Origin of the sequence: Phenylobacterium montanum (assembly GCF_018135625.1) — a bacterium.
GTDB lineage: Bacteria > Pseudomonadota > Alphaproteobacteria > Caulobacterales > Caulobacteraceae > Poindextera > Poindextera montana.
Genome location: NZ_CP073078.1, coordinates 2,449,173 through 2,474,080, shown reverse-complemented (window position 1 = coordinate 2,474,080; position 24,908 = coordinate 2,449,173). Strand labels below are relative to the sequence as shown.

The window sequence follows — 24,908 nt, the reverse complement described above, 5'->3', positions numbered from 1 at the left end:
CCTTGTCTCTTGCCCTTGAACTCAACTCGGCGATCCAGGATGTCGCCAACCGCCTGTTTGCGGCCCGTGCGGGGCGTCTTGCGATCCCGGCGGTCCGGAACGCCTTGCCGGAGAAGGACATCGCCGCCGCCTATGCGGTCCAACTCGTCAACGTTCGACGCACGCTCGCTCAGGGCGCGCAGATCGTCGGCCGCAAGATCGGGCTGACGTCGCAGGCCGTGCAGAAGCAGTTGGGCGTCGACCAGCCGGACTTCGGCGTCCTGTTCGACTTCATGGATTTTGGTGGGATGGGCGCGGAGATTTCCGCCTCTCAGCTGATCGCGCCCCGGATCGAAGCGGAATTCGCCTTCAAGCTCGGGGCGGACATCAGCGAGCGCCCGGCGAGCGCTGCAGAGGTGGGACGTGCGGTGGAGGCTGTCGCCGTCGCCGCGGAAATCGTCGACAGCGCCATCGCCGGATGGGACATCAACATCGTCGATACGGTCGCCGACAACGCCTCCTGCGGCGGGTTTGTCGCCGGACCCTGGATCCCGTTCACGCCGGAACTCGACCTGCCGTCCCGCACCATGCGGATGATCCGGGACGGCGCCGAGATTTCCACGGGCCGCGGCGCGGCCACCTTGGGCGATCCATTGAACGCGCTCGCCTGGCTCGCCCGCACGGCCATCGACTTTGGCGAGCCGTTGAAAGCGGGTGAGATCGTCCTGGCCGGGGCGCTGGGACCGATGGTTCCGCTCGCGCCCGGCGACTACGTCGTCGAGATCGACGGCTTCAAACCCCTTTGGCTGAGGGCCAAGCCTTGAAGACCAAGGTCGCTGTCATCGGGTCCGGCAATATCGGAACCGACCTGATGATCAAGATCATGCGCCTGTCCGATGTCCTCGAGATGGCGGCGATGGTGGGGGTGGACCCCGCCTCGGACGGCCTGGCGCGCGCAGCCCGGCTGAGCGTACCCACGACCGCCGAAGGCATTGGCGGCCTTCTGGCCATGCCGCAGTTCGCCGATATCGGCATCGTCTTCGACGCGACCTCGGCCGGCGCTCATGCAAGCCATGACGCTGTCCTGCGGCGCTACGGAAAACGGGTGATCGACCTGACACCGGCGGCGATTGGTCCCTACACCGTCCCGTCGGTCAACGGGGACGCCAATCTCGAAGCGCCGAACGTCAACATGGTCACCTGTGGCGGCCAGGCGACGATCCCGATCGTCGCCGCCGTGAACCGGGTCAGCCCGGTCATTTACGGCGAGATCGTAGCCTCCATCGCGTCAAAATCGGCGGGGCCAGGGACGCGCGCCAACATTGATGAGTTCACCGAAACGACCTCCCGCGCCATCGAGGTCGTCGGCGGGGCGCGGCGCGGCAAGGCGGTGATCATCCTCAACCCGGCCGAGCCGCCGCTGATCATGCGCGATACGGTCTATTGTCTTTGCGACGACGCCGCCGAGGACGCCGTCGAGGCCTCGATCCTGGCCATGGTGGCGGAGGTGCAGGGCTATGTTCCCGGTTATCGGCTCAAACAGAAGGTCCAGTTCGAGCGCATCGGCAACAACGATCGGCTGCTCATTCCGGAGATGGGGGAGGCCTTCGCCGGCCTGAAGGTCTCCGCATTCCTCGAGGTTGAAGGGGCGGCGCACTACCTGCCGGCCTATGCCGGCAACCTCGACATCATGACCTCGGCGGCGCTGAGGACCGCCGAGAAGGTCGCTCATCGCATGACCAAGGAGGCGGCATGAGCGCGCCGACCCGCCATCTCTATATCCAGGACGTCACCCTGCGTGACGGCATGCATGCGATCCGGCACAAATATTCGCTCGACCAGGTCAGGTCGATCGCCAAGGCGCTTGATGCGGCCAAGGTGGACGCGATCGAAGTCGCCCACGGCGACGGCCTTGCGGGCTCGTCGTTCAACTACGGCTTCGGGGCTTGCACCGACTGGGCCTGGATCGAGGCGGTCGGCGAGGTTTTGACCCATTCGGTGCTGACCACGCTGCTGTTGCCGGGAATTGGCACGGTCCACGATCTGAAACGGGCCTACGAGCTTGGCGTGCGGTCGGTGCGCATCGCCACCCATTGCACCGAAGCGGACGTCGCCAGGCAGCACATCGAGGCCGCGCGAAGCCTTGGCATGGACGTGTCCGGGTTTTTGATGATGAGCCATATGAGCCCTCCGGAAGCCTTGGCCCGTCAAGCCCAATTGATGGAGAGCTATGGCGCGCACTGCGTCTATGTCACCGACTCCGGCGGCGCCCTGACCATGGACGGGGTGGCCGCGCGCTTCCAAGCCTACGACCAGGTGCTGAAATCCGAAACCGAACGCGGCGTCCACGCCCATCACAATCTCAGCCTCGGCGTCGCCAACTCCATCGTCGCGGTCCAGAACGGCGCCGTTCGCATAGACGCCTCCTTGGCGGGCATGGGAGCCGGGGCGGGCAATGCGCCGCTGGAGGTCTTCATCGCCGCCGCCGATGTCTACGGCTGGAGCCATGGAACGAACCTCTTCGCCCTGATGGACGCGGCCGAGGACCTGGTTCGCCCGCTGCAGGACCGTCCCGTCCGGGTCGACCGCGAAACCCTGAGCCTGGGTTATGCTGGTGTCTATTCGAGCTTCCTGCGCCATGCCGAAAAGGCCGCAGAGATCCATGGCCTGGATGTGCGCGCGATCCTGCTCGAGCTCGGACGGCGCCGGATGGTCGGCGGCCAGGAGGATATGATTGTGGATGTGGCCCTCGACCTGGCTCGTCAGCGGGAACAGGCCTGAACCTAAGCGAGGCACGAATGGTTGAGGTCAATGAACCCCCGAAGCGCTGGCGACGACTGAGTGCGGCGGGCGCCTGGGCGCTCAGGTTCATGCTTGCGGCGGTCTTCCTTTTGGCGGCGGCGGCCAAGCTGGCGGGGCATCCGAAGATGGTCGCCGAGTTCGGCGTCATCGGCCTGGGGCAAGGCTTTCGCATCTTCACCGGCCTGGTCGAGGTCGCGGGCGCCCTGCTCCTGTTCTGGCCGCGAACCGCTTTCGCCGGGGCTATCATCCTGCTGGGAGTTTGCGCGGGCGCGTTCGCCGCTCAGGCAGGTCCGCTGCATGGCGACCTCATGCACGTGGTGGTTCTGGCGCTGCTGCTGGCGCTCGCAGCCTGGTCGCTCAGGCCGCTGGAGCGGCGCATCAATCCCTAGCGCCGTTGCGGTTTAGCCTATCCGCGGGCGCTGCGCCGAGTTTGGCCTGGTCGCGCCTCTGGGACCTCGCAGGCTCAACGAGCCTATCGAAAAGGTGTGGGACGGCGCCGTCCCATTGTTGCTGAGAGCGCCCCGTCTGGCTCACTCCACTCTGAAAAAGGGTCGCGTCGAGGTCGCCGCAAATCGGCCACTCGCCAGTGGTCGCCTCACGGCGCCGTCGCACTTGCAAACACCACGGTCTCGACGTCCCTTCTCAAGGGTGCGCTCCGCCCGCGGTGAACCAGTGCGTGGCTCGGGTGGACACGTGCGTCTGCAGGCAAGTCGAGAACCTCGACCCGGTAGCGTCTTCGGAGCGGTTTGCTCGCGGCAGCCGCCTATCGCGACGGGCTCGGATGCGCTTTGGCCCAGTCCAGTGCGCCCTGCAGGGTGGTCACCCAGACCTCATTGCGGTGGACGGCGAGCCAGGCGATCAACTGGCGGTGTGCGGCGTCGGATACCTGCAGATAGTCTCCGCCGACACCGTGGAAAAGGTAGACCGCCATACCGCCGCCGGCTTCCGCCTGCTTGGCGAAATCGATCAGCTGCGCGCCGGCGACCCCCTCAGGGAACCCCCGCGAGGGAACGTGCATCGGATCGATTCGGCCGACATCGGCGCGCAGATCATCGGGCGAGGTGTAGACCCCGCGCACATAGGTCACCAGCTTCGCGGTCCTGAGCGCCTCCAGATAATCATCGCCGCCCGCCATGGTCTGGCCGCAAGGCGACGCGAACCCGTGCGTCGGCTTACCGTCCAGCGCGGTTAGAAGAACGTTCTGCTGCTCAATCTCCTTCAGCATGCTCTCGGGCGTATAGGCCTCGGATGTGTAGCGGCGATCAGAGGAAGAGCTGGAGGCGGGACAGGGGTGGAAGATGGTGTGGTTGGCGAGCTCGTGGCCCTCGGCGGCCGCGGCGCGCCAGCGCTCAACGTCGGCCAGCTTCACGCCGGCGAGGAAGAAGGTCGCCTTGAATCCCGCCGCGTCCAGCGCCGGCACGGCGTGGTCGAGCTGGGACTCCAGCGCGTCGTCGTAGGTCAGCACCACGGCCGCCTTGGCCCCGTTCGGCCATTGCGTCGCCGATGCACCCGACACGCTACAGACCAAGCTCAGCGCGAGCGCCAGAAGCATCTTCATCATCATTCCCCGTCGAGCCCGTCGTAGTTCTGGTTGTGATGCCGCTATCGTGGCGGACCGCCAGGGGCTCACCGAGGGCGTTCGCTTAACGCTACCACGCCGATTCGGCTCTCACGCCGACGGTGCGGCTGATCTTTCGCGGTTCACGCGCGATATGCCCGAACCGCTGCACTCTGGCTTCGTCATCGAGGCCATCCAGGGCGAAGACCGGGCGTCGGCCCGTGCCTGGATGCTCGGCGATTGCGGACGTCAGCGGGACCTACTTGCGTCGGTGATCAGCCTCCAAGGTGACGAGCGCAATATCGTTGCTCCGCAAAGGCAGGACGAAGTTCAACCGGCCGTCTTTGCCCACCCGGAAAGAACGCTCGATTTGCGGCGTGTCCCTCGTCTGTATTTGGAGCGCCCGGGTCTGTTCTGGCGTGAGGCGCTTCGGCGCGCCCATCTCCAGATATGCAGTGTAGGCGTCGTTGGCTTTGAAACCGGTCCGGCGAACCTCGAGCCTATATTGTCCAGCTGCCAGGTGCTCGAACCGGAGATGGGCCGGTTGCACCCGGGTCGCAGGCAGGATCTTGGTGAAGAATGACCTGTTGCTGAGCTTCTGTTCCGGCTGGCTCCAATCCCAGAGCAGGACTTCGGTATTGCGCCCGTCGGTCGCAACGAAGGTCCGATTGTCGGCAGTGGAAATGGTTCTGCCCTGCAGGGCGTGCAGGTATTTGTAGGCGAACCAGACCGGCTTTCGAATCCCTTGCGGATTCATCAGGCCGAACCCGCCTTCGAACGGGGCATTCTGGGGGCCGGGCTCCTCGAACAGATCTGAATAGGTCCAGTAGCTCATGCCTTGGGCCAATCCCTGAACCCGCCTCAGCTTGTCCAGGACATAGGGCGCGCTGATGTAGGAATCGTGCACGGCGTCGCGCGGCGAGTAGCTGGTGCTCCATTCGCTGAAATAGAGCGGCAATTTGGGAAATGGCGATGCCGAGATCTGCTCGCGAACGCGCCGGACGTCGCCGACGATCGCGTCGGGCGAGGGCGTGAGCTTGGTGTCGCCCTGGCCATTCTCGTCGAGAAATCCGCTATCAACGCCATAGGTGTGAGTGGTGACGAAATCCACCGGCGCGCCCGTCTTGGCCGCATGGTCCAGGAATTCAGGAACCCAGGCGGCGCCCGCCGTCGCCGGTCCCCCGACGCGCAAAGCGGGATCGACCGCCTTCAGGGTCATGGCGGTCAGGTCGTAGAGCTCGAAATAGTCTTTCTGGCCGCCGCCCTCGAAAAAGCCGGAGAGGTTGGGTTCGTTCCAGACCTCAAAATACCAGTCTCTGACCTCGGCGGCGCCGTAGCGGCGCTCCAGATGCTTGGCGAAAGCATCGACCAGATCATGCCAAGCGGCCGGGGCGGGGCGGGAGGTATTACCGTGCCAATAGAAGATGCTGTTTTGCGATGTCGCCATCGCCTGGGGCGTGAAGCCGAGCTCGACGAACGGCTTGATCCCCTTTGCGAGGAGCGCGTCATAGAGCTGGTCGATCCCGGTCCAGTCGTAGACAGAGCGGCCGTCCACCAGCTTCACCGTGCCCAGCACGTCGTGGAAGATGGCGTGGAAGCGAATATAGCGGAAGCCGAGTTCGTCTACAGCGGTCTTCAACTGCGCCTGGCTGTCCGGCCGGATCAGCGTGCCGGGAAAGTCTGACCCCACCGACAGGTCGAAGAAGCGGTCGACTGGCGCTCCAGCCTTAGCGAGGTCGACCTCGATCAATCGTGGCGACTGCGCAGGGATCGGGCCCGCCCAAGCCGGGGGTGTTAGGATGGCCAGGAACAATCCAGCCGTGCAGCAGAGCATATTCAGCTTGGTCGAACGCATCGGACTGTTCCGTAAAGCTTGAATTATCGAAAAGGCCTGCCTAGCGGCCTTCAGGCTTGTGTGGGGATCGGGCGGGCGATCGGCGCGCCTCCACAAACTGCGCGACCTTCAGGAGCTTGACGCCGTGGGGCGCCACCACGAGGTCGGCTTCGGCCGACGCTGCGAGCCGCTCACCGGTCCAGAGATCGCGCAGATGCAAACGCCCGGCTGAAAGCCCGAGATCAGTCCAAGGCGCTTTCACGGTCAGCGGTTCGTTGGTCAGGTTGAAGACGGCCACTGTGTCCGGCCGCATCGAGCCTCCAGGCGTCGAGACCCAGACCCGCAGCTTGTCCTTGTCGAAGCCGGGCGCAAGGACCGGCCGGCCTGCGCCCGCCCGCTGATTCAGATCGGCGACTGCGGCGTTGTTCACCAGCATGCGGGTGTCCGCGTCGAGCTGCGTCAAATTGGATCCCAGGATCATCGGAGAGCGGGCGATCGCCCAAAGACTGAACAGGGTTCGGGCTTCGTCGGCGGTCAGGCGTGATTGGCGCGGCTCGCCCAGTCCCGGATGGGGGCGCAGCGACCCGACCGGCAACATGTCGGCATCCGGCCAACCCCCGTGACCGGTCCAGCTGTTCCAAGCGGCGAGATAGTCGAAGAAGGGTCGCACGCCGTTGGGAAAATCGTCTTCCGGATGGTCGTGGGTGAAGCTCCATCCATCCCAGAGATCATTGGCGATCCGCCACATCTGGGCCTGCTCGCGCACCTCCTTCGCATGGGAAAGTTGCGTCGGCCCGGGAGACAGGCTGAGCACGATGGGCCGTCCGGACTTGCGGATGGCTTCGGCGATCTGGCGGATCTCGCTCGATCGGTAAGGGTGGTCGGAGATGCAGTCGACCTTCAGGAAGTCGAGGCCCCATTCTGCGTACTGGCGGAGCATGGAGTCGTAGTAGGCCTGCCCGGCCGGATTGTCCGCCACGCCATAGTCGCCGTCATCCCAGCCGCAGGTGGCGGCCTTGTCTGCGGCGTCCTGCGCCCTGAAGTCCGATCCTGCGATTGGCAGATTATTCTCGACGGCCTGCTTTGGAATGCCGCGGACGATGTGAAGGCCGAATTTCAGACCTCGTGCATGAATCCAGTCGGCGAGGGGCTTGAAACCTTGGCCATCCGCGGACGATGGGAAACGCTGCGAGTCCGGGATCAGCAGGCCGTGCCCGTCCATCTGGTAGTCGCGCGTCTCCAGCTTGTCGCCGGACGGATTGCGCATGTACCAGCCCTCGTCGATCACAGCGTAACGCCAGCCGTAGCGCTTCAACTGCTCCAGCGTCTCGGCGTTGGCCTTGAACTGCCCCTCATTGATGGTGAAGCCGTAGGCGTCCCAGCTGTTCCAGCCCATGGGCGGCGCAATGGCCACTGGCTGGGCGGCTTGGGCCGTGCCGATCGAAACGTGCGCGCAAGCCAATGCTACGCTCGCAAGGCCGGCAGGGCATGCAAGGCCTCGAAACCACTTCAGCATCAAGCCCCTCCGCAATTATGGTATTTGTCCGACAAATATCGGCGAACAATACGATGCGCAAGCCAGGAAGTGGATTGAGGCGGCGGTCCTGCAGGGCAAAGCGAGCGCGGGCGGAATCAGGCGGCAGGGTTTGACCTGGAGATGCGCCTTCCCCATGCAGGAGGGCCCCTTACAAGCGCTCACGAGACCGGGGTTTGTAACCCTGGCCTTGCTCTTTGACTCGCTGCAGTTTGGGATAGTCTTGTAATACAAATCATGCAAAGGCCGGCATGCTGTGAAGGGCGACAGCGCTGGAGGCTCAGATCCGCGCCCCGGATGAAAGGCGCCGATCCATAACCACGCCCTGGCTTAGTTGTGATTGGCTCAGGCTTTCATTCTGGCGAACTCCAGGTCGCCTCGGCTGCTCCGGTCGCATGCGGAACCGTCGCGCCGAACCCGATTGGCGATTTTTGCTGGGCGACTCCGCCGGCGCGGAACCTTAGCGCCATCTCATCGCTCCCTCACATCGAGCCTCCGATGCTCGAGGCGCACCGTCGTCGCGCCGGTGATATCGCTCGCGGAGTCGCCGGTCATGATCTGATAGTCGCCGGCCTCGATGTTCCACGTCCGGCTTGCCGGGTCCCAAGTCGCGAGCAGCCGCGGGTCGATCGCGAGCGTGAGCCGCCGGCTTTGCCCGGGGAGAAGCTCGGTCTTGGCGAAGGCGGCGAGCCGCTTGGGCGCCTCCCAGCCCCGGTCCGCACGCGGTGCGGCGTAGATCTGGACGACAGTCCGGCCGGCGACCTTGCCGGTGTTCTTCACGGTGACCGAGACCTTGGCGCCCTTGCTCTCGACCCTCGCCTCAAGTCCGGTGGTGGCGAAGGTCGAATAGCTAAGACCCCAGCCGAACGGGAACAGCGGCTTCAGTCCCTTTTTGTCGAACCACTTGTAGCCCACAGCCGCGCCTTCGATACGGTAGTCCACGTGGGGGTGGGACTCGTCCAGGGCGTCTAGCTTGGGGTCGCCGTCCAGGATTGGGCGCGGGGTCTGGGCCAGCGATGCGGGAAAGGTGACTGGCAGTCGGCCCGAGGGGTTGACCTCGCCAGCAAGGACGCGGGCGATGGCTTCGCCGCCAGCGGAGCCCGGGTACCAGGCCTCGACCACGGCGCCGACACGGTTCAGCCAGGGCATGATCACCGGGCCGCCGGTCTCGAGCACGACGATGGTCTTCCGGTTGGCCTTCGCCACCTTATCAATAAGGGCGTCCTGGCGGTCGGGCAGTTCGAGGCCGGCGGCGTCGAGGCCCTCGGTGGTCCATTGGGTGACGAAGACAATGGCGATGTCGGCGCTGTGGGCGGCGCGAGCAGCGGAGTCGGGATTCCGCCCGTCGTCGTAAACAACCTTGGCCGAAGTTCGCGCCGCAATCGCCTTCATCGGCGAGGAGCCATAGAACACCATCGGTCCCGCGGCGCTGTCGAAGCGTCGGGCGCCCGCGGCATAGACCTGCGAGGAGCCGCCGCCGGAGGGCACGCCGAAATCGGCGTGGCCGCCGATCACCGCGATGGACTTGGCCGACTTCGCCAGCGGCAACAGCCCGCCGTTCTTCAGCAGGACTAAGCCCTCTTCGGCGTCGGACAGGCTGACCTGGGCATGGGCGGCATAGTCGATCGTCTTCGACTGATCGCCACGGACCGGATCATCGACCAGGCCGTTGGCGAACATGGCCCACAGGATACGATGCGCCATGTCGTCGAGGCGCTGCTGGCTGATGTGGCCGTTGTTGACCGCCTCAGCCAGGGCCGCGGCGAAATAGGGCGACTTGTCGAACGCCCAGCCCGATTCCTGGTCGAGCCCGGCGTTGGCCGCCTCCACGGTGGAATGGACGGCCCCCCAGTCGGACATGACATAGCCCTTGAAGCCCCAGTCCGTCTTCAAGACTTGGCCGAGCAGCCAAGCGTTTTCGCAGGAATAGACGCCGTTGACGCGGTTGTAGGCGCACATGACCGCACCGGGACGACCCATCTCATAGGCGATCTGGAAGGCCAGGAGGTCGGATTGGCGCGCGGCTTGGTCGTCGATCGCAGCGTCGATGTGGTTGCGGTTCGTTTCCTGGGCGTTGAACGCATAGTGCTTCATGGTCGAGATGATGTGGTTCGACTGGACGCCCCGGATCTCGGCTCCGCTGATCAGCCCGGCGAGCAGCGGATCTTCGCCGCCGTACTCGAAGTTTCGGCCGTTACGCGGCTCGCGCACCAGGTCCATGCCGCCTGCCAGCTGCACGTTGAAGCCGGACCGGCGCGCTTCGTCGCCTATCATCGCGCCGCCGGCGAAGGCCGTGTCCAGGTTCCAGGTCGCCGCCGTGGCCAGGCCCGAGGGCAGCGCCGTCCGCTCGCGCGGCGTCGGCGACAGCTGTGTCGCGACGCCCAGGCCGGCATCGGTCTCCCATTGCGCGGGGATGCCGAGACGGGGAATGCCGGGCACATAACCCGCCGAGTAGGGCAGGCCCTCCTTCGGGCGCACGAAGTGCTTGACGTCGCTGGTCATCCAGCTGGCGTCGGTGGAGAAGAAACCGAACACCAGCTGCAGCTTCTCCGCTTGGGTCATCGCCGCAACCGCGGCGTCCGCGCGCGCGTCCGCAGATAGCGAGGGTTCGAGCCAGGGTGGTGCAGGCGATTCCGCGCAAGCCCTGCCAAACGACAGCGCCATCACAACGAGGCCCACGGCGGCGGCGAGGAGAGGATTGCTTCGTTTCATCAGGACGTGTTTCCCGCACAATGGAGCCGAGGGCCTCCACGGCCCGGATTTTTCAGTGACTGGTTTGGCGCAGCGCGCCGCCTTGACGACGGACAAGGCTTCTGCCAGCCCAGCGCCGTTACTTCTGCAGCAGATCGACCCCATAGGCGCCCAGGTGAAGCCGGCCAGTCCATGTGCGACCGGTCAGGACCCCCGCCATCGGAGCGTCAAGCTGCACATCCTTGGCCCGGGGGGTCGTATTTACATAGAGCGTGCGGCCGTCGACCACCCGGGCGTAGACCCCGTCAGGCGTTTTTGGACCGGGCGCGATCGCGAGGTCCGTATAGAGGCTGCGGTAAAGCGCCTCCATGATCGGCGCCTGGGCGGTCGTCGCCACATAGATCGCCCGTCCCTTGCCGAACCGATTGGCCGTTATGGCGGGAACCGCCCCCTCGAGGTTCGAGAACCTCGCCAGCACCTGCGCGGTGGACGGTTCGAGCACCTCATAGAAGGTGTTGCTCCCCCTGATTTCCTCTCCGTTCATCGTGACGACGAGCGGAGCGTCCGCATTGTAGAACTCGTTCGTCTTCAGGCCGAACACGTCGCTCAGCCGCCCAGGAAGAGGCGTGTCGAACCACTGGTTGTTTTCGTTCACCTTGGCCGAGAACGCCGTCATCACCACCGTGCCGCCCGCGCTGACGTAACGTCTCAGGGCGTCGGCGCTCGCCTTATCCATCAGATAGTCGCCCGGCACGACGACCAACTTGTATCGGCCGAGATCCTCGTGGCCGATATTGATCACCGCGGCGTCGATATTGTCGCGGAACAGCGGCCGGAACGCCTCGTGCTGCTGCGTCCAGTAAGGCGTCGTGATGTACTGCCGAACCGTATTGGACGGCCCATTCGGGGCTGAGGCGATATTAGTGTCGAAGGAGTAGGCGATGGCGACTGACGGCTTCATCTGTCGGGGGAAGCCCATCTTCTCCAGCGTCTTGAACTCCGACGCGATCTGGGCGAACTCGCCGAGCTTCCACGACGGTGTGTTGTCGTGGTCGAGCAGGCCGAAAAGCGCCTGCTCCTCGCCGCCCTGATGCGAATTGAAGGTCCAGGCGAGCAGCGCCTGAGCCCCGTCGATCAGGCCCACATAGGCCCACATGCGCGATCGGCCCTTCGCGCCATAGTAACCCCCGCCACCGGCGGTGAACTCGTTGAACCAGATGGGCGTGGAGAGCGCGCCCTGCATCATCCGGGCCTCCCAGCTGGAGTCCGAGGGGTCTCCTGGGTAGAAGCCCATCGCGCCGTAGCTGACGTATTGCCGATGGGTCGACAGAAGGTCGAACCCCTTGCGCCCGGCGGTGTCCCACAGGTTCGAGATGGCGGGCTTGTCGGGGACGTTCTTTTTCCGGACCGCCTCCAGATTCTTGAGCGCGTCGATCGTCACGTCCGACCAGTAGCGATGCAGATCGAGGAAACGTTCGAACGGTCCCGGCCCGTCGCCGTAAGGGAGTTGCACCTCGTCCCAGGAATCGATGCGCCGCGACCAGCGCTGCGTCGCCCAGGCCTTGTTCAGCGCCTCAAGGGTTCCGTACCTATTCTTTAGCCAATCGACGAAGCGGGCGCGATCGGCTTGCGAATAGGACATGAAGCCGTTGCCGATCTCGTTGTCGAAGCCGATCGCGAACAAGGCCGGATGATGGGCGTAGTGCTTTGTCAGGGCGTCGGCGAATTCGGTGACCAGCCGGCGGTAGTCCGGGTCGCTGATGTCCTCCATGTAGCGCTCGGCCGCATTCAACCGCTCGCCGTTCTGGGTCACCACATCCACCCCAGGATACTTGTGGTGCAGCCATTGCGGCGCCGGCAGGCCGCTGATGTCGAGGACGACCTTGATGCCGGCCGCGTGCATCTCGTCCATGACATAGTCGAACGACTTGAAGTCGAACACGCCTTCGGCCGGCTCGAAATAGTCCCACGACAAGTCGCCCATGCGCACGACCGTAAAGCCCGCCTTCTTCATGAGCGCGACATCGTCGCGGACCTGCTCGCGCGTGCGGTCGATCGGCTGATAGCAGGTCCCCACGAACAGCTGACCGGAGCCAGGCCAGTCGGGGTGTCCCACGGCGCTTTGCCCGTTCGCCGAACCGGAGGAGATGGCGAGGACCGCTGCCGCTGAGGCGATTATCGATTTGAGCCTCATGGTTTGCTGTCCCCCCTAGAACCGGATCGGGCTGCACGGAAGACAGCAGCGAATTTGTAAGACAAATACAGCAGGCCGACCGCCCTCGGCAAGGGGCAGCGCCCGCCCTGGGCTGAGCCGTTCCCACGGAATGGTGGCGCGGCGCGCCGTGCGCTTCAGAATACCTTGAACTCGACAAGCCGGACCGCGCGGCCAGGCGCAGATTTCATGACGACCCGTATGGCGCTCGCCACAGTCTGAACCCATTGCAGGTTGGTCGCTCCGTTTTCGACGGCGGGGGAATACGAGACCTGTCTTGGCTCCACCCAGCGGCCGTTTCGCAGGACCTCGATCCTGTATGCGCCTGGCGCGGCGAAGGCCCTTGCATCGCCGCCGAAATAGAGTTCGGCGGCGGATATGGCGGTAGGGCGACCGAAGTCGACGGCGAACCAATTTTCCACGGCAGTCGAGCCGGCCGTCGTCCAGCCGTTCGCCACGTCGCTGAAAAACCAGACTCGGCCATCGAGCGACTGATGCAGGGAGGCGGGATCGTTGTTGGTCGACGCGCTTGGCCTTGGATAGTCGTCGCCGACGAGGTTCATGGCGAGGTCCAAGCGCCTGATGATTGGGGCCGCCGGCCGGGAGGGGAGATGCGCCGTGAGGTGGGACAGACGGTCGGCGTGCGCGAGCAGCCGACCGTCCGCATAGAGAAAGAGGCCGGGTCCGCGATGGTATCGCGCGCCGGTCGCGTCAAAGACGATCGTGACAAGATGGCCATGGTAGGGCGCATCCTGCAGGGCGAAATAAGCCGCTCCGGGCGGGTCGGCCGGGACGAGCGGATCGACCTCCAGCACGTCGTCCGCGCGGGGGTGCAGACCGGCCAAGCCGGTTATGATGAGGTCGGCGAAGCCGGAGTGATTGTAGTGATGGCTGCGCGGAAGGCCGACAATCGGCCGGCCGGTGTCGGGGTCGTAGTCCTCTTCCAGGTCGAGCCGCCCGTCCTGGAAGTGAAGCGCCGCATATTGATGCAGGAGCCGCAAGTAGTCGGCCCGACCCACGACGCTCTGGTGATAGTCGTGCAGGAGATTGGCCAGGCCGGTGAGCGCCTGGGTGGTCTGAAACGGCCAGGAAGGCCCATTCCACTGGCATTCCCGAAGCCCGGTCTGCCAATCGTAACGGAACTGGCGCAGGTAGTTCGGGTAGGAGGGTTCGACGGTGCGCGGGCCCGCCTTTCCACCCAATTCGGCCGGCGAAAGCAGGTGCGCCCAGGCGGCGGCGCGCGTCGCATCGTCCGGCGCCAGTTCGAAGGTCCATGGCAAGTAGCCGACCAACTCGCGCCCGCGGATCGGCCCCCAATAATGAACGAAGGCATTGTCGACCTTGTAGCGATCGACGAAGTGCCCAAGCTTGTCGTTCCACAGGCTGTCGACCACGCGCCCGCGCAGCGCGTCGGCGCGGGCGTCGAACATGCCGGCGTCTTTTTCGTCGCCCGCCAGCGCGGAGAGCCGCGCGATCGCGCGGGCGTTTGCGTACATGTAGCCGTTGATCGAGGGCCGAAAGGCTTGGCCGCCGGTGAAGCCGTCCTTTCCGCCCGAAGCATCGATGGACGCGATCGTGTACTCGGTCGCGTCGGCGAGCGGCTCGATCCAGTAAAGCCCTTTGTCGAAGTCGAAGTGATCGTCCCAAAGCCGGTATACGTGCTTCATCGCATCCAGGTGCCGCAGGGCCGCCGGGCGGTCGAGATCGACGAGGAAATTGTCGTAGACGGCCGCCGCGATCGGCTCGCTGAAATGGCGGTCATTTCCGCCGCCGTCGTACATGAAGTCGATGTAGTCGTGGACGTAGCGTCGATCGCGTAACCAGCGCCCTTCGTGGATGTGGAAGGCGGTGGCGTCGTTCAGGCTGGCGAAAGGCTGGCGCTGCCAGCTCACATCGTCGAGGAACTCGGTGGTGATGTAGCCGTCTGGCCCGAGGTCTCGTTGGTGCGCCCGAAAGACTTTCCAGCGATAGTAATAGACCTCTTCGATTGTGCGGTCCGACGCCTCGAAGAGTGGGATGTTCCCGGCGTACCAAGGGGCGTCGGCGCCGAAGCGGTCCGCCAGAATCGCGCGCTCGTCGAGCGGCCCCGACGCGGCCGCCGAGGCGGAATGGGCGCTCAGATGCGTGACGACGGCGCAGAGAGCCAGAGCGATCCGGCGGGAGATGCTCGGACCAGGCTCAGGCGCAAGGCTTTTGACCGGTTGCGGGGTCGGAGGCATGGGCGACGGCTATTGGGCCGCGATCCCTTCGTCAATGACCCAACCAGGGTTGACCGCGCAGCTGAGGCTTTATACTCAGACAAATATATGTGATTGAGGGAAAGCATGGGCCGCGCCAACAGTAGGGCTGCGTCGATCGTCCTGGCGGTGAGCTTGTCCGCCTTCGGCGGCATGGCTGCGGCGCAGGCGACGACCGCCATGAAGACGGCGACCGGCCTTCAGGTCCGGACGGCCGCCGGCGTGCTTTCAGTCGAGCCCTGGACTGACCGGATCGTGCATGTCCGGTTTGCACGGTCGGCGGCTTGGGTGAACCCCTACGACAGTTGGGTGGTTGGATCGCCGGCCCGGACCCCCTGGACGAGCGAGGAGACCGCAGACGCCTGGGTCTTGAAGACCCGCCTTATCCGGGTCCGGATCCGCAAATCGGACGCCGCACTGACCTTCCTCGACGGGGCGGGAACAGTGCTATTGGGCGAAGGCGGCGACGCCCGGCACATTTCCGCCGCGGGGACCGGGCCTGTGACCCAGGCTTTCGAGACCGCCACGCCGCTCTATGGCCTCGGCCAGCACCAGAACGGCCTGCTCGACTATTCGGGCGCGAGCGTGCGGCTGCAGCAGCAGAACCGCGACGTCGCCGTCCCCATGATGGTCTCGCCGCGCGGCTTCGGTCTGCTCTGGAACAACGCCTCCGTGACCGACGTCGATGTCGGGCGGCCTGCAGAGCCTCCTCTTGTGATCCGTTCGGAGGCCGGCGAAGGGATCGACTACGACTTCATCTATGGCCCCGAGCTGGACGATGTGGTCGCAGGATATCGTAGGCTCACCGGTGATGCGCCACTGATGCCGCGTTGGATGTTCGGCCTTTGGCAGTCGAAAGAACACTATGCCACCCAAGCCGAGCTGTTGGACGTGGCCGCGCGCTATCGCGCGCTGGGGGCGCCGCTCGATGTCGTCGTACAAGACTGGCAATATTGGCGGCCTGGCCAATGGGGCGATCACGCGTTCGATCCGGCCCGCTACCCTGCCCCGGGGGCGATGGTGGCGGCGCTGCACGCAGAGCACGTGCATGCGGCGATCTCGGTGTGGGCTCGCTTCGACCCGTCCACCGCGAACCTGGCCGAACTTGAACGGGCCGGAGCGGCCTATCCCACCCCGTATCCCAACGTCTATCCGGCTGGACAAGGTCGCTGGTACGATCCGTTCTCGGCCGCCGGCCGATCGATCTACTGGGCGCAAATTCAGCGCAGCCTCGGAAATCTCGGCTTCGACGCCTGGTGGTTGGACGCCAGTGAGGCCGAGCTTGGCGGCCATTGGGGAGAGATGCGCGACGTCGCCACGGCCGCGGGGCCGGGACGTGAGGTCTACAACGCCTATCCGCTTATGCATACGAGCGCCGTGTACGGGGGCGCGCGGCGGGACATGGGCGGCCGGCGGCCGGTGATCCTCACCCGCTCCGCGTTCGCCGGCCAGCAGCGCAACGCCGCCATAACCTGGTCCGGCGACACCCAGGGCGACTGGGAGACATTCCGCCGCCAGATTCCCGCGGCCCTGAATTTCAGCCTGAGCGGCATACCCTACTGGTCGGCCGACATCGGCGGCTTCGTTGGCGGCGATCCGCAGAGCCAAGGATACGCCGAACTTTTCACCCGCTGGTACGCGTTTTCGGTCTTCAACCCCATGTTCCGGGTGCACGGAACCGGCCCGGGCAAGGAACTATGGGCGTTTCCAGCCGGCGTGCAGAAGATCCTGCTCAGCTACGATCAAATGCGCTATCGGCTTCTGCCGTACATCTATTCGCTGTCCTGGGACGTGACGCAAAACCGGAGCACGTTCATGCGGGCCCTGGCCATGGATTTCCGTCATGACAGCCGCGCGCTTGAGGTTTCTGATCAGTACATGTTCGGAAAAGGCCTCCTGGTCAGCCCCGTGATGCAGGCGGGCGCGCGCGAGCGTTCGGTCTACCTGCCGGAGGGAACCGACTGGTATGATTTCTGGACCGGACGCCGCGTGGGCGGCGGCCGGCGCGTGTCAGTCGCCGCAGACCTCGACCGGATTCCGCTACATGTGCCGGCGGGCGCCATACTGCCGATCGGACCGGTCAAGCCCTACGCCGACGCGCCGTCCGAGGCGCCGCTCGAAATCCGGGTCTATCCCGGCCGCGACGGGAAATTTGAACTCTACGACGATGAGGGCGACGGCTTCGGATATCAACAGGGCCGCTACGCCTTGGTGCGTTTAACCTGGCGCGACAGTCGCCGGGTGCTCGAGATCGGGGCTCGCCGCGGAAGCTTCCCCGGGATGAGCCTGACTCAGGGCCTGAAGGTGGTCTGCGGCGCACGCCCCGAAGCGCCGGCCGTGGCGGTGGTCTATTCGGGCCGGGCGTCAGAAATTTCCCTGCCGGCGTGCGGCCCCTGATGGCCGGACCATTTCTTGAAATTTCATAATTCCCTTCAGCGACGCCCGGTTCCTGCAGGCGATGGCGCGGGTCAAGGCGCGCGTCCTGCATGGCGAGCCGCCGCGCGTGGGGCCGAATGTGGCGCAAGCGGCCTCCCGCTCTGAGGCGTCGCGGGAACGCCTGGCGATCAAGGCCGGCGGTGTTGTCCGCTTCGTCGATGCTGGGGATATTGAGTGGATCGAGGCGGCGGACGTCTATGTGAACCTGCACCTCGGCGATCGGGAGATCCTCCACCGGTCGGCGCTGCATCAGGTCGCGGCCCAGCTGTCTCCGTCCGGCTTCGCCCGCATCCACCGATCAATCATCATCAACCTGGAACGAATCAAAGAGCTGGAGGCCATGTCCCACGGCGAGTTCGAGGTCGTGATGGAGTCCGGCGCGCGCCTGCGCTTGTCACGGAAATATCGACACGAATTCAAACAAAAGCTCGGCCGCTGCCTTTAGGGTCGCGCCTCGCAGAGCCCAGGCCCAGGGCCTATTCAACTGACGGCCGATTGACGGCGTTGGCGCGGGGCTTGCGTCTGGCTTGCGGCCGGTTCCGGAACCGGGTTCGCAGACCTTCCGCGGAGGCCGGTTGCGCGCGCGGGTCGAAGCGCCTGCTCCTCGCCTTCGTGGCGGCTGGCGCGGAGCGCCTTGAGAATCGCTAGATTGTCGCTGACTAAAGCGCGCATGGCCTCATGCGCGGCCGTCGCGTCATGGATGAAAATGGCGTCGGCGATCCGGTCGTACCGGTGGAGCGCCTGGGCCGAAGCCCGCGCCTCCCAGGTCAGTTCTATCGTAGCCCTCACCGCGGTTTCGACCAGCGCGCTCAATTGGCGGAAAAAGGGATTGCCCGATGCGTCCAACACGGCCACGTGGAACGCGACGTCGGAGGTGACGAGATCGCCTCGCCCGCTCGCGGCGTGCTCTATCCGCTCCACGGCCTTGGCTACCCCGTCATAGGCGGTCCTGTCGAACCGGCTCGCCGCCAGCCAGGCGGCGATCGGCTCTGCGGCGAGACGCACCTCGGTGAATGAGATCATCAACTCGACGGAGATTTCGCGGCCGAGCATCCATCGCATAATATCCGGATCGAGCAGGTTCCAGCGGCCTTCCGGCTCGACCGAGGTTCCATGACGGGGGCGTGCGGTCAGGAGGCCCTTTGCGGTCAGGATCTTGACCGCCTCGCGAAGAAGGTTCCGACTGACACCCAGGCGTCTTGCCGACTCGCCTTCGGTGGTGAAGTCGTCGGCGGCGAGTTCGCCGCCGACTATGGCGCGGCCGATCTTTTCAACGACTGAACGCATCAGGCCCTGTCCGCGTCCTACCGCGCCGTCTATGGCCTTGCCCGGCCGGCGCAGACCGGCGCCCCCAGCTTCGGGCGAATCCGGCGGCGCGGCTTCTTCCTGGCGCAGACACCTCTGGAATTGACCACGCTCGTTCATACCCGTGTCAGGCGAATGGTTGTTGCGCGAGATCGCCTGGAACGTGTGGCTGCACTCTCCGCCGACGCAATGACCCAGTCGGCCGATCATCACCGCCGCCGCGCCCACCGCCCAGCCCGCTCGCAACAGGGCCAGTCCGCTTTGCAACAAAATGAGCGGGCCAAGGGCATCGCCTCAGGCTAGCCGTGTCCTATTGGTCGCGCATGCGCGCTAAAGCGCCTTGCGGGCCGCCAGTTCTTCCAGGCGACAGATAGTGGCCCTGTGCACGCCATAGCGGCGCGCAACCTCTGCGGCCGTAAGTCCGCTAGCGAGCAGGGCCAGGATCTCGTCAGCCTGTTCCTGCTTGAACTTCGGCGGTCGTCCGCGCCGCCCTTCCGCCTGAGCTGTGCGCAATCCCGGCTCGGTTCGCTCATGCAGTTTGGCGCGGCTGAACTGAGTGAGGGATCCGAGCATCTTCATCATCAGCCGGCCGGCGCCGCTGGTGGTGTCGATCTCCTCGTCGATCGAGCGGAAGCCGGCCCCCGCGGCTTCCACCCGCGAGAGGATCAGAAGCAGATCGTTCATGGATCGGGAGAGGTGGTCGAGGCTCGGCGCCACAAGCGTGTCACCCGGCTGCAGGGCCCTCAGGGCGCCGTCCAGGGCGGGCCGGTTCCAGCGTCCGCCTGGTGAGCGCTCCTCGAAGATGCGCGCGCAACCGGCGGCTCGAAGCATGGCCACCGCCCCGGCAAGACCGCCTGAGCCCGCCTTCGACAGGCCGGCATAACCGATCCGGGTCGCAGCCTGAGCGCGCGTAATCACCGGCTCGTAACCAGCGTGCGCTGCGGCCGCGTCAAGCCCCAACTCCACGGGAGCCGAGCGACAAGACGTAAAATTTTCCATCGTTTCCCCCCACCGCGGACGACTTTGGTGACGCAGGGGGTGCGACAGGCCCAGCGATCTTCCCTTCGGCCCGGCTTCCCCCAGCGTCAACTTCAACGGCGGCGCGCTCGTCGCTTAATAATGGGATAAATCCTAGCAATGTTGCAACTGCCAATCTGACGGGCTTGGAATCGCCGCCTCCGGGGCTTCGCGCGGAAATGGGATTGACGATCTCCTCCCATTTATGGGATTAATGTTACCGCTCACATCCTGAGGGTGGGGCCAAGGTCTTATTTCACAAAAGAGCGACCGCCGAGATTCGGCGTGTCGATCCTGGGGAGGGGTGATCGTGAAACATTGGACACGCTGGCGGCGTCTGCTCGAAGCGGGGGCTTCGGTCGGCGTACTGTGCGTCCTGGCCGTTCCGGCCGCGGCGCAGACGGCCTCTGGGCAGGCCCCTGACTCCGCGCAGCCGGCGCAGGACGGGTCTCCCGTGGCCAATCAGGGCAAGCCTTCCACGACAACTGGGGAGGTGGTCGTCACCGCCCGCCGCAAGGCGCTGCAAACGGCGATCGAGATCAAGAAGACTTCCGACACGATCGTCGATTCGGTGGTCGCCGACGAGGCGGGCAAGCTGCCCGACAATTCGATCACCGAAGTTCTTCAGCGCGTATCGGGTGTGTCAATCTCGCGCTTCGTTGCGGCCAACGGCGGCAACACCCAGTTCCAGATCGAAGGTACGGGCATCACCGTGCGCGGTCTTCCTTTCAATGCGAGCACGCTAAACGGGCAGCAGGCGTTCAGCGCCAACGGCGCAAGCGCCATCAGCTGGAACGAAATCACGCCCGAATTGATGGCCGGGGTCGATGTTTACAAGGCGATGCGCGCCGACATCATCGAAGGGGGCGCCTCCTCGATCGACCTTCGTACGCATCTGCCGTTCGATTTCAAGGATACCCAGTTCAACGTCACCGCGGGCGCCAGCTACCCAACCCTGGCTCGCAAGGGGTCGCCCCGCCTTTCCGCCCTCTACTCCAAGCGCTTCGATACCGGCATCGGCGAAATCGGCGTGTTGTGGGATCTCGCCTACAGCAGCCTGAACCAGCAGAGCAGCGACCTGCAGGTCGGCGCCATGTTTGGCGAATATGCGCCGACCTCCACGCGGGCCGATCATCTGGCTTTTGTTCCCAGCGGGTTCACCTGGAGCAATACCCGGAACAAGCGCGACAGGTACGGCGCTTATCAGGCCATTCAATGGAAGCCGAATTCGGACCTGACGCTGACCAACACTGTGTTCTACTCGCAATATGTCGAAGATAGCCAGGGGAACAGCGGTTCCGTGGGGGCGAGTCCATCGGCGGCGGCTGAACTTATGCCTGCGGTTGGCAGCCCGGTTCAATATGATGGTGACGGCGCCTTCCGGAAGGGAACGCTCACGGTCGGATCCACCGGCGATTCGGTGCCGTTCTCGAACACGACCATCGGTGTCGGCTGGTTACCCCCCCAGTACCAGCTCGATTGCGGCGCTTCCTATGGCGCGCCAGCGTCATCGATTCAGTGGGACTGGTCGCCGGGCGCCGCCGTATTGGCGCAATGCGGCCCCGCCGCCACGCTGAACCCCAGCGGCGGGGCGTCGACATCGCACACCCGGAATTCCACCCTGGATATTTCGCAGAGCTTCGTTTGGACCCCGGGGGACCGGGTGGCGGTGCGTGGCGGTGCGCAATATGTCAGTTCCGGCTCGACCGGGAAGATGATGTATGTTGGCGTTAATCAGACCAGCCAGCAGGTCAGTTCGATGAACGTTGACCTAACGGGGTCGCTGCCAGTGTTGTCTAGCTTGCCCACGGCCGCCGTGCTCGATCCGAGTTCGGCCTACTTCGCTCAGATGGGCTATCATACTCCCAAAAATGAGGGGACCATGGCGGCTTTCCATCTCGACCTTGAATACAGGGTCAGCGACGATGGATTGCTGCGCAAGATTACGGTTGGCGCTCGCGCCGCCGAGCGCACTGAAGACGACAACTTCACGGGGACCTATTGGGCGCCGCTGGGTCAGTCGTGGCTGTCGAGTCCGTGGGGCGGGTCGCATACCGGAACGTTTGGGCCGGGAAATATTCAATACTTCAACAACCCGAATGTCCGTCAAACGGATTTCCAAATCGCCACCTTTCCGAACTTCTTCGGTGGCCAAGTGGCTGTTCCGACGCAACTTCTGGTGGCCAGCCCATCGCTTATGCAGAGCTATGACTGGTACCATTTGCTCAAGACGTATAACGGCACAATCTCCAACGGAACCGCTGCTCAGTATTGGAACCAGTATATCGACCAGGGTCTGAACAAGACCGATAGCCGCATCAACAATGTGGCCGCCTATGTCGAGGCCGCGTTCGCGCATGATCATATCGGATTCATTCCGGCGTTCTCGGGCAATATCGGCGTTCGTGTATTCCACGATTCGTTGCATGCGGCTGGTCTGCTCTCGACGCCGAACAGTTCGAACCTTGCGCTGACCCAGGCGGACAGCACGGCATGGTTCAACGCGTCGAAAGCCGCGCCAGGTTCGAACCCGGTGTTCCCGACGCTGTATGGGTTCACTCAAGCTTATGCCCTGCAGACCCGCAACTATGATTACACACGCGTTCTACCCGCATTCAACATCAAGTTCAGCCCCTCCGACAAGTTCAGCATTCGTGGTGCAGCCTCGCTTTCGTCTGCTCCGCCGAATCTTAATGACATTCGCGCGGGCGGTTCGATCAGCACGAGGTCGCTTTCCAACCCCACCAATTCTCAGGCGCCTTCGATTCTCACCGGCTTTTCCAGCAATGGAGGCGGCGCGAATCTGAAACCGACCATGATCACCAGCGAAGATCTGGCGTTCGAATTCTATCCGTCGTCATCCAGCTTCTTCTACGTCGATCTCTTCGCCAAGCAGATCAAGGATGAGCCGCTGTTCTATTCGTTCATCCAAAAAAATCTGCCCGTTCCGGCCTTGGCGTTCGCCAATGGGCAGAGCACGGTCGGCACGCCGACGACCCTTGATCTTCCATGGCTCTATCTGCAGAACAGAACCTCGCCGAAGAAGGGCGATATCAAGGGCTTTGAGATCGGTGGCCGCAAGTTCTTTGACGAGCTGCCGGGATGGTTTGCAGGGCTGGGCGTCGAAGGCAACGTAACCTACATCGACAGCGCCAACCCTGCTCAGCAGGCCAACAGCGTGTTGAGTCCGCCGACGGCCAACGGGGGCCTCAATCCCGACGGCACGGTGCCGCAGACCTACCCGAAGCTGCCTTATGCCGGATTGTCGAAGTGGGCCTACAATCTGCAGCTGCTGTACAGCCGCGGTAACGTCAATTTCCGTCTGGCGTACAACTGGCGTGACAAGGCGTTGCTGTCGACCAACGTGAATCCGCTGTCCTATGCGACGAGCGGCGGCAATCCTTACACGCTCAACACCAGCCCTACCAATTTTGACTCGACCCATTCCTATCCCGTGTACAACATGGTTCCAGCCTATATGGCGGCGGCCGGTTACCTGGATCTGGGTTTCGACTACAAGGTGAACGACAAGGTTTCTGTTTCGTTCAACGCGGACAACCTTCTCAACACGGTTTCTAAAACCCTTCAGGAGCCTGTGCCGGGCGTGTTCAAGCCGTACGACTTTAACGTCAGCGATCGACGCTACGATCTAACCGTGCGGGCGCGCTTCTGACGGTCGTGACAGGGAAGGGCGCTTCATCGAGAAGCGCCCTTTTCTTTTGCGAATACACTGTAACGTTCATAGCAAGGTAGTTTATGAACAGCGGCCATCAACAGGATATTGTCATTCTGGGTGGCGGCGCGGCGGGGTGGATTGCAGCCGCGCTGCTGGCCAGGAAGTCGAATCGGCATCAAACGCGCATTACCCTCGTCGAATCCGAGGAAATCGGCATCATCGGCGTCGGTGAGGCGACAGTCCCGGTCCTGGCGCAATGCAACGCTCTGCTCGGCATCGACGAATGCGACTTTATTCGCAGAACCCAGGGCACCTTCAAGCTGGGTATTGAATTCTGCGACTGGGGAGTCACCGGAAACCGGCATTTCCACGCGTTCAGCGACTATGGCCACGCGGTCGAAGGCGTGTCGACCCACCACTATTGGCTGAGACTGCGGCGATCGGGCGACGACCACCCGATCGATGACTATTCGTTCGCCTACGCCGTTGCGAAAAACAACAATTTCACCCCGAGCGATCCGCAGAATTCGCGCTATCACCATGCCTATCATTTTGATGCTGCATTGTACGCCCGCTTTCTGCGGGACGTGGCGACCGAACTGGGCGTGCAGCGTATCGAAGGCAAGATGACGCACTTCGATCTTGATGGTGAATCCGGCGATATCACCGCCATCCACCTTGCCAATGGCGTATCGATTTCCGGGGACCTGTTCCTGGATTGCACGGGTTTCGCGTCTGCATTGTTGGGAAAGGCTTTGCACACGCCTTTTGTTGACTGGTCACGCTGGTTGCTTTGCAACAGCGCCGTCGCGGCGCCATCGAAACGCACCGGCGCGCTCATGCCGTTCACTCGGTCCACTGCGCACGCCGGGGGGTGGCGTTGGGCTATCCCGCTGCAACATCGTAGCGGCAATGGCATGGTCTATAGTTCGGATTTCTGGAGCGACGAGGCGGCGCGCGACTCCTTGCTCGGGAGTATCGGCGGCGATCCGCTTGCTGAGCCGCGGCTGTTCCGCTTTACCTCCGGGCATCGCAAGCAGTTCTGGAACCGCAATTGTGTAGGGATTGGCTTTGCCTCCAGCTTTCTCGAGCCCCTGGAATCCACTGGGCTGCAGTTAATCGTCATGGGAGTCTTGAAGCTGATCCAGTATTTCCCTGGGCGCGTGATCGACCCCGTTCTGCGCGACGAATATAACCGGCTCTCCACACGCGAAATCGAACGCATCCGGGACTTCATCATTGCGCACTATTATCTGTCGCGCCGTTCCGAGCCATTCTGGGCGGCGTGCCGCGACGTAGAGATACCCGACAGCCTTCGGCACAAGCTTGATGTCTGGAACGCCAGCGGACAAGTCCCGCTGGGCGATGCGGAGTCCTATATGGAGCCGAGCTGGCTCGCCATCCTGTTGGGTAACGGCGCCATTCCGGCGCGCTACAACCGATCGGCTGACCTCTATCCACTGGAGCAGATCCGCAAGGGCATGGAATTGCGCCGCGAAGAGATCGCGCGTTCGGCGCAGGCGGTGACTTCGCATCAGGATTTCATCGATCGTCACTGCAAGGCGCCGCAAACGGCGCCGGCCGGCTAAGTCGCGGCCATGTCCAGCCAGGCCGCCGGCGGCGCTTT

16 protein-coding genes are annotated in these 24,908 nt (G+C 64.0%); 8 read left to right on the top strand and 8 right to left on the bottom strand.

Features of this window, described 5'->3' with window-relative positions:
• Positions 1-2 precede the first annotated feature (2 nt).
• From KCG34_RS11040 to KCG34_RS11025, 4 genes are read left to right on the top strand one after another with little or no spacing between them, the layout of a single operon-like run.
• Positions 3-803: a 2-keto-4-pentenoate hydratase gene (locus KCG34_RS11040; RefSeq protein ID WP_211940398.1), complete on the top strand. Its 801-nt coding sequence runs from the start codon at positions 3-5 to the stop codon at positions 801-803.
• On the top strand, positions 800-1,735 hold the full coding sequence (locus KCG34_RS11035) for an acetaldehyde dehydrogenase (acetylating) (RefSeq protein ID WP_211940397.1): 936 nt from the start codon (positions 800-802) through the stop codon (positions 1,733-1,735). The genes KCG34_RS11040 and KCG34_RS11035 overlap by 4 nt, the downstream gene beginning before the upstream one ends.
• Positions 1,732-2,760, top strand: a complete 1,029-nt coding sequence (dmpG, locus tag KCG34_RS11030) for a 4-hydroxy-2-oxovalerate aldolase (RefSeq protein ID WP_211940396.1) — start codon at positions 1,732-1,734, stop codon at positions 2,758-2,760. The genes KCG34_RS11035 and dmpG overlap by 4 nt, the downstream gene beginning before the upstream one ends.
• Before the next feature lie 17 nt (positions 2,761-2,777).
• The gene (locus KCG34_RS11025; RefSeq protein ID WP_211940395.1) at positions 2,778-3,170 is read left to right on the top strand and encodes a DoxX family protein; all 393 of its coding nucleotides are present in this window, start codon (positions 2,778-2,780) and stop codon (positions 3,168-3,170) included.
• 374 nt (positions 3,171-3,544) lie between these two features.
• Here the strand turns inward: KCG34_RS11025 and KCG34_RS11020 are convergent, their stop codons facing one another.
• The 6 genes from KCG34_RS11020 to KCG34_RS10995 all read right to left on the bottom strand — a co-directional run bounded on the left by KCG34_RS11020 (position 3,545) and on the right by KCG34_RS10995 (position 14,730).
• A complete protein-coding gene (locus tag KCG34_RS11020; RefSeq protein WP_249138309.1) occupies positions 3,545-4,339 on the bottom strand; it encodes a polysaccharide deacetylase family protein in 795 nt (264 codons plus the stop codon).
• Positions 4,340-4,598: 259 nt separating this feature from the next.
• Positions 4,599-6,194: a GH39 family glycosyl hydrolase gene (locus tag KCG34_RS11015; RefSeq protein ID WP_249138308.1), complete on the bottom strand. Its 1,596-nt coding sequence runs from the start codon at positions 6,192-6,194 to the stop codon at positions 4,599-4,601.
• A 40-nt stretch (positions 6,195-6,234) separates the two neighbouring features.
• Entirely contained in the window at positions 6,235-7,488 is a 1,254-nt protein-coding gene (locus KCG34_RS11010) for a glycoside hydrolase family 27 protein (RefSeq protein WP_367576030.1), read from the bottom strand.
• A 690-nt stretch (positions 7,489-8,178) separates the two neighbouring features.
• A complete protein-coding gene (locus KCG34_RS11005) occupies positions 8,179-10,419 on the bottom strand; it encodes a glycoside hydrolase family 3 C-terminal domain-containing protein (protein ID WP_211940796.1) in 2,241 nt (746 codons plus the stop codon).
• Between the two features lie 118 nt (positions 10,420-10,537).
• Complete coding sequence (locus KCG34_RS11000; protein WP_249138307.1) at positions 10,538-12,514, bottom strand: beta-galactosidase; 1,977 nt, start codon at positions 12,512-12,514, stop codon at positions 10,538-10,540.
• Between the two features lie 233 nt (positions 12,515-12,747).
• The gene (locus KCG34_RS10995) at positions 12,748-14,730 is read right to left on the bottom strand and encodes an MGH1-like glycoside hydrolase domain-containing protein (RefSeq protein WP_376788220.1); all 1,983 of its coding nucleotides are present in this window, start codon (positions 14,728-14,730) and stop codon (positions 12,748-12,750) included.
• 204 nt (positions 14,731-14,934) lie between these two features.
• On the opposite strand from KCG34_RS10995, the gene KCG34_RS10990 reads away from it, so the two are divergent.
• Positions 14,935-17,244, top strand: a complete 2,310-nt coding sequence (locus KCG34_RS10990) for a glycoside hydrolase family 31 protein (protein ID WP_211940390.1) — start codon at positions 14,935-14,937, stop codon at positions 17,242-17,244.
• A gap of 61 nt (positions 17,245-17,305) precedes the next feature.
• Positions 17,306-17,728, top strand: coding sequence for a LytR/AlgR family response regulator transcription factor (locus KCG34_RS10985; protein WP_211940389.1), 423 nt, complete (start codon positions 17,306-17,308; stop codon positions 17,726-17,728).
• Between the two features lie 35 nt (positions 17,729-17,763).
• Here KCG34_RS10985 and KCG34_RS10980 read toward each other — a convergent pair whose 3' ends face one another.
• The gene (locus tag KCG34_RS10980) at positions 17,764-18,798 is read right to left on the bottom strand and encodes a FadR/GntR family transcriptional regulator (RefSeq protein WP_211940388.1); all 1,035 of its coding nucleotides are present in this window, start codon (positions 18,796-18,798) and stop codon (positions 17,764-17,766) included.
• Positions 18,799-18,918: 120 nt separating this feature from the next.
• Positions 18,919-19,506, bottom strand: a complete 588-nt coding sequence (locus tag KCG34_RS10975) for a recombinase family protein (RefSeq protein ID WP_211940387.1) — start codon at positions 19,504-19,506, stop codon at positions 18,919-18,921.
• A gap of 409 nt (positions 19,507-19,915) precedes the next feature.
• Between KCG34_RS10975 and KCG34_RS10970 the strand changes: the two genes are divergently transcribed.
• Together KCG34_RS10970 and KCG34_RS10965 are read left to right on the top strand one after the other, a co-directional pair.
• Positions 19,916-23,278: a TonB-dependent receptor gene (locus KCG34_RS10970; RefSeq protein ID WP_211940386.1), complete on the top strand. Its 3,363-nt coding sequence runs from the start codon at positions 19,916-19,918 to the stop codon at positions 23,276-23,278.
• 83 nt (positions 23,279-23,361) lie between these two features.
• Positions 23,362-24,870 (top strand): tryptophan halogenase family protein, encoded by a 1,509-nt coding sequence (locus KCG34_RS10965; RefSeq protein WP_211940385.1) that lies wholly within the window; start codon positions 23,362-23,364, stop codon positions 24,868-24,870.
• Positions 24,871-24,908: the final 38 nt, after the last annotated feature.

Excerpts from the sequence above, each read along its gene's own strand:
- dmpG (WP_211940396.1), top strand. The coding sequence starts at position 1,732 with ATGAGCGCGCCGACCCGCCATCTCTATATCCAGGACGTCACCCTGCGT.
- KCG34_RS11025 (WP_211940395.1), top strand. The coding sequence starts at position 2,778 with ATGGTTGAGGTCAATGAACCCCCGAAGCGCTGGCGACGACTGAGTGCG.
- KCG34_RS11020 (WP_249138309.1), bottom strand. The coding sequence starts at position 4,339 with ATGAAGATGCTTCTGGCGCTCGCGCTGAGCTTGGTCTGTAGCGTGTCG.
- KCG34_RS11015 (WP_249138308.1), bottom strand. The coding sequence starts at position 6,194 with ATGCGTTCGACCAAGCTGAATATGCTCTGCTGCACGGCTGGATTGTTC.
- KCG34_RS11005 (WP_211940796.1), bottom strand. The coding sequence starts at position 10,419 with ATGAAACGAAGCAATCCTCTCCTCGCCGCCGCCGTGGGCCTCGTTGTG.
- KCG34_RS10990 (WP_211940390.1), top strand. The coding sequence starts at position 14,935 with ATGGGCCGCGCCAACAGTAGGGCTGCGTCGATCGTCCTGGCGGTGAGC.
- KCG34_RS10985 (WP_211940389.1), top strand. The coding sequence starts at position 17,306 with ATGGCGCGGGTCAAGGCGCGCGTCCTGCATGGCGAGCCGCCGCGCGTG.
- KCG34_RS10980 (WP_211940388.1), bottom strand. The coding sequence starts at position 18,798 with ATGATCGGCCGACTGGGTCATTGCGTCGGCGGAGAGTGCAGCCACACG.
- KCG34_RS10965 (WP_211940385.1), top strand. The coding sequence starts at position 23,362 with ATGAACAGCGGCCATCAACAGGATATTGTCATTCTGGGTGGCGGCGCG.